This is a genomic window from Frankia sp. CcWB2 (assembly GCF_977927585.1).
The window spans coordinates 1-4,782 of record NZ_CDWRCM010000211.1 but is presented as its reverse complement, the minus strand read 5'-3'; the positions used below and the strand labels follow the sequence as shown (position 1 = coordinate 4,782).

Genomic DNA, 4,782 nt, shown 5'->3' with positions numbered 1-4,782 from the left:
TTTGACCTGGTACCCGGCAGTCGTGGCCGGTTACCGGCTGTCTACTCTTATGTCTGTTATGTCGTGCCGGTGCGCGTCGAGGCCGGTCCGTCAGACGGACGGCGGGGGCGGAGGGCGGGCGGATGGACATGACCGGCTCGGCATGGCGGTCCCTGCCGGCCATTCACTGCGCATGAGCACCGATATCCGGACGTCCGCGTCGTCGGGGGCATCGGCGCGGGAACCGGGGACGGTACCGGACTTGGCGGTGGTACCGGAGCCGGGGTTGGTACCGGAGCCGGCACCGCCCGCGGTACCGGCCCGCCGCCGGTCGGGCCGCACGCCGGCGCTGATCGTCGCGGCCATCTGCGGGTGCTCGTTTGTCGTCAGCCTGGTCCTGCAGGCGACGCTGTACCGGCACGGCTCGGGTGACGCGGACGAGGCGGCCTACGTCCTGCAGGCGCGCATGCTGCTCGATGGCCGCCTCACCCTGGACGCGAACACCGTCGAGCCGTTCTTCCGGCCCTGGCTGACCGGGGAGCACGACGGGCGGGTGTTCACCAAGTACCTGCCCGGGTGGCCGGCGCTGCTCGCCGCGTCCCAGGCGTTGTTCGCCACCATGGCCGTCGCCCCGGCCCTGGTGGCGGCCGGCTGGGTGGCCGGGACGTACCGGCTGGCCCGCGAGCTCTTCGACGACGCGGTCACCGCGGTCACGGCGGCGGTGTTCGTCGCGCTGTCCCCGCTCGCCCTGGTGCACACCTCGCTGCCCCTCGCCTACGCGTGCGGAGCCGCGACGCTGACCCTGGCGTGCGCGGCGCTGCTGCGTGGCGGCCGGACCGGGGCGCGGCTGTCGCTCATCGGCGGCGGGGCAGGCCTGGGATTCGTCCTGCTCCTGCGGCCCTTCGACGCGGTGATCGTCGCCGTTCCCGTCGTGGTGTTCGTGCTGGCGCGGCTGTGGCGGTCCGCGAGTGGCCGGTCCGCGAGTGGCCGGTTCGTGCGTGCGGTGGCGCACCGGACCGCCTGGGCACTCGCCGGCTTGGCGCCGTTCGTTGTCGTGCTCCTGGCGTACTGCTGGCGGGTGACCGGTTCTGCGTTCCGGGCGCCGCTGTCGGCCTCCGATCCGCTGGACCGCTTCGGTTTCGGGCCGCGTCGCATCCTGCCGTCGGAGCCGACGTTCCTGTTTACCCGCCGGCTCGCCTTCGAGGCCCTGCACGGTACCGTCGCGGCGGCCCCGAGTTGGGTGTTCGGGGGCGTCGCGGTCCTCGTGCTCGCGATCGTCGGCGCGCTGCGGGCGCACCGCCGTCCCGAGCGCGTCCTGCTGGTCGTCATCGTCGCCGCCGTCGGTGGCGGCTACTTCTTCTGGTGGGGTTCGGCGTTCGCGATGCCGGGCCTGCTCAACGGACTCGGCCCGCACTACCATCTGGCCGCGTTCGCCCCGATCATGATTCTCGCCGCCGACGGCGCCCGCCGGGTGTGGTCCATGAGCGAACGGTGGTTCGCCCCGTGGCCCGGCACCGGCTCCCCGCCGGCCCGGACCGGACCGCGGCGACCCGTCCCGCGCGGACCCGTTCTGCGTAGATCAGGTCTGCGCGGACCCGTCCTCGTGGTCCTCGCCGCCGCGGGCCTGATCCTCCTCACCGTGGACGCGATCCCGGACAAGGTCGCCGGCCAGCGATGGGTGAACGACCGCAACGCGTTCCTCGACGCCCTGCTGCCGGACCGCTACCCGGGCCCGGCGGTGGTCGTCGTGACGCCCGGCGTCCCGAGCCGTTACACCCAGGTGCCGTACCAGATGCTGCGGAACACCCCGGACCTCGCCGGGCCGGTGGTGTACGCCGCCGACATCGGTGCCGGCACGGCCACCCTGCCCGACCGGATGCCGGGTCGGGCGGTCTACCGGCTGCGTTCCGACGAGATCGTCGACCCGGCCGCGCCCGCGAGCTACTTCGGGTCCTTCACCGCGCTGCGCCAAGTCGCCGGCAACCGCGTCCGCGTCCAGGTGACGGCGCGCGATCCCGGTGGTGCTGGTGGTGCTGGTGGTGCTGGTGGTGCTGGTGGTGCTGGTGGTGCTGGTGGCTCCGGCGGCACCCTATACATCCGGTTGGGTGCCACGACCAGAACCGTCCAGTTCGGGCCCGCGGACGCCGGGCCCGCGGACGCTCCCGGGATCACGCACACCTTCACGGTGACGACCGGCACCCCGCTCGGACCGGACGAGCTCGGCATCGCCGGTGCGACGCTGCCCGACGAGCTCGTCGTCGGGTTCACCGTGCCGACGGGAGCCGGTGCGGCACGCTGGGAGGAGCGGATCCCGCTGGCCCGGCGTCCCTCCGGGGAGCTGGCCCTGCTCGTGCCCGGCCTGGGCTGGCGTCAGGTGCCGAACCGGCCCGGAGCGGGATGGCTGCCCGCCCCGGTCCGTCCGGCGCTGGTCGTCTCGGTCGGTGCGACGTGACCGGGGAACGGATCGTGACCAGATAATTCGATGGATTTGACCGGTGCGGCGCCGGGGTCAGACCCAAATCCGCCAGTAGCGTGATGGTGATTGTTTGCCGGTCGGTTTTGTGATCGAAATCGGCGGGGAGGGCTTCCCGGCCGGTTTCGGGTACGCCGAGGGCCCGGATGTCGCTCCGGGCGGGCGGCCGGGGTCCTTTCCGGGGTGTGGGGGTGGCTGTGAGGTCGGGGTGGGGTGGTCGTGGAGGAGGCGGAGGCAGGTGGCGACGGCCTGTTCCCAGGGCTGGATGATCGTCGTGGAGGCGAGGATCTGCTCGGCGGCGTGATGGTCTTGACGAGCGTGGTGGGCGAGGATCGCGGTCTGGCGGCCGTCGAGGAGACGTCGCCCGAGGCCTTTGTGGCGGTGAAGGTGGTCGAGGGCTTCGGCCCAGCGGCCGGTGCGGGTCAGGGCGCGTGTTCCGTCGGCGAGCAGGACGGTCCACAGCCAGCTGACGACTTGGGGATGGTCAGCGGCGGTGACGAGGTCGTTGAACGCGAAGGTTCGGCCATCGAGAGTGGCCTCGGCTTTCGCTGCGACGGTGCCGTAGAGCGCGGCGAGGAGGCGGTAGGCGCCGAGACCGTCACCGGTGCGTAGCCGCAGACGAGCGAGGTTGATCAAGGGTTGGAGGGCGAGTTTCGCCGTTGCCCCGTCGAGAGGGCGGTGGAACGAAAGCGTGTCGATTGGCGCCAGCAGAGGCGGTGGGCGAGGTCAGGTAGTCCGCAGTCGCTGGCGATCAGCGCTGCGAGGTTGTGTGCTTCGGCGGCGCGCAGCAGTGCGTTGTCGCCGCCCTCGGCGGCTTGGGCGGCGAGGGCGGCGACGTGGGCGATCCGGGAGTCGAGGGCTGGGCAGAATGGCCGGTCACGGGGGACGAGGGGAAACCGTGGGGCGACGAGGGCGAACGCCGTGGGTGCCGCATCCGTCGACGTGGTGAGGGCCATCGGGTGGTGCCTCGTCTTCAGGGCTGCCAGCGGACGGTGAGTCGGCTGTTCGGCCGGTCGATGCGGTGTCCGGCGACGGTCTGGTCGTCCGGGGTGTCCGCGGAATGGGCGGTGACGACAGGTTCGGCGAGGCCATCTTTGCGCCACTGGTGCAGCAGGTCGGTGAGGTGCGCGGCGAGGGTGGCCGCGTGGGGGCCGTGGGCGGTGACGCCGAGTTCGTCGGTGTCGGGTGCGAGGGGGCGCAGGGTGATGTAGGCGATGGTGGTGCCGTCGTGGATGGTGGCTCCGGCCCAGCGTCGCGTCGGGGCGAGCGGGCTGTCAGGGCGGACGGTGGTGTCGACGGCGAGGCGGCCGAACCGGGCGCCGGCGGTGACGAGCCACAGGTCGAGGTGCGCGGTCGGTTCGTCGTCGTGGATCGTCAACCCGGTCCACAGGCTGTGGGGTGGGCTGGCCGCCGCGGCGCGCAGCGCGGTCTCGTCGGCGGGGTCGTGGTCGTCGACGCGCAGAGGCGACGCCGTCCGCGAGGGTGAGGGCGTGGCCGGTGTGGGCGTTGGTGCCGCGTAGGGGGACGAAGCCGCAGACGAGCGCCGAGCGGCTGACCAGCCGGCCCGGCCCGACCGCGTCGAGCGGGAGGGAGCGGGCGAGGCCGCTTCCGTGCAGACGCAAGGGGACGATGATGCGGCCAGCGGGGGCGAGCTGGTCCCACCAGCCCTTGGCCAGGTCCCAGGCCCCGGCCGTGATCACGATCCGATCGTAGGACGCCCCGCCCAGGTGGCCCGCCGCACCATCCCCATGGACGACGTCCACGCGCTCATAGCCGGCTGTGGTCAGCGCGGTGCGCGCGCCTGCGGCGAGTTCCTCGTCGATCTCGATGGTGGTCACCTGGCCGGTCGGGCCGGTGAGCTCGGCCAGGAGCGCGGCGTTGATGCCGGTGGCGGTGCCGATCTCTAGGACGCGGTGGCCGGGTTGGACGTCGGCCTGTTCGAGCATGGCGGCGATGAGGCTGGGCTGGGAGGCCGAGGACAGCGCAGTGCCGTCGGGGGCACGGCGGGTGACGACGACCTGTGGGGCGTAGGCGGTTTCCAGGTCGACGTCGGGCAGAAACAGGTGCCGCGGGACCGTGCGGAACGCGGCTTCGACCTGGGCGGTTCGGAACGTGCCCCAGCGATGGATGTCGGCGACCAGGTTGTCGCGGAGCTGCTCGGGGGTGCGGGTGGTCATCGTGGTCACCGTTCGTCAGGGATCGGGCCGAGGTCATCGAAGATGATGTCGGCGGCGGTGTGGGCGAGCTGCGCCTGGTCGGAGGCGGGGATGCCGAGACGGTTCCAGGCGAACAGGATGTGGTGGGCGAGAACCGCGCGGAGGCCGCGGTTT

The 4,782-nt window shown here is 72.5% G+C and carries 5 protein-coding genes and 1 pseudogene; 2 read left to right on the top strand and 4 right to left on the bottom strand.

What is annotated here, in order from left to right:
• Both ACY45C_RS18330 and ACY45C_RS18325 read left to right on the top strand, forming a co-directional pair.
• Positions 1–2,431, top strand: a 2,431-nt coding sequence (locus ACY45C_RS18330; RefSeq protein WP_462188804.1) for a DUF7846 domain-containing protein, incomplete at its 5' end; no start/stop codon positions are given.
• 240 nt (positions 2,432–2,671) lie between these two features.
• Entirely contained in the window at positions 2,672–3,064 is a 393-nt protein-coding gene (locus tag ACY45C_RS18325; protein ID WP_462188802.1) for a hypothetical protein, read from the top strand.
• A gap of 20 nt (positions 3,065–3,084) precedes the next feature.
• On the opposite strand, the gene ACY45C_RS18320 is transcribed toward ACY45C_RS18325, so the two are convergent.
• The 4 genes and pseudogenes from ACY45C_RS18320 to ACY45C_RS18305 all read right to left on the bottom strand — a co-directional run.
• The gene (locus ACY45C_RS18320) at positions 3,085–3,408 is read right to left on the bottom strand and encodes a hypothetical protein (RefSeq protein WP_462188801.1); all 324 of its coding nucleotides are present in this window, start codon (positions 3,406–3,408) and stop codon (positions 3,085–3,087) included.
• Positions 3,409–3,425: 17 nt separating this feature from the next.
• Positions 3,426–3,830, bottom strand: a complete 405-nt coding sequence (locus tag ACY45C_RS18315; RefSeq protein WP_462188800.1) for a hypothetical protein — start codon at positions 3,828–3,830, stop codon at positions 3,426–3,428.
• Positions 3,727–4,629, bottom strand: coding sequence for an rRNA adenine N-6-methyltransferase family protein (locus tag ACY45C_RS18310; RefSeq protein ID WP_462188799.1), 903 nt, complete (start codon positions 4,627–4,629; stop codon positions 3,727–3,729). The genes ACY45C_RS18315 and ACY45C_RS18310 overlap by 104 nt, the downstream gene beginning before the upstream one ends.
• A 5-nt stretch (positions 4,630–4,634) precedes the next feature.
• A pseudogene (locus ACY45C_RS18305) lies at positions 4,635–4,782 on the bottom strand (thiopeptide-type bacteriocin biosynthesis protein); the annotation flags it as partial.

Excerpts from the sequence above, each read along its gene's own strand:
- ACY45C_RS18320 (WP_462188801.1), bottom strand. The coding sequence starts at position 3,408 with ATGGCCCTCACCACGTCGACGGATGCGGCACCCACGGCGTTCGCCCTC.
- ACY45C_RS18310 (WP_462188799.1), bottom strand. The coding sequence starts at position 4,629 with ATGACCACCCGCACCCCCGAGCAGCTCCGCGACAACCTGGTCGCCGAC.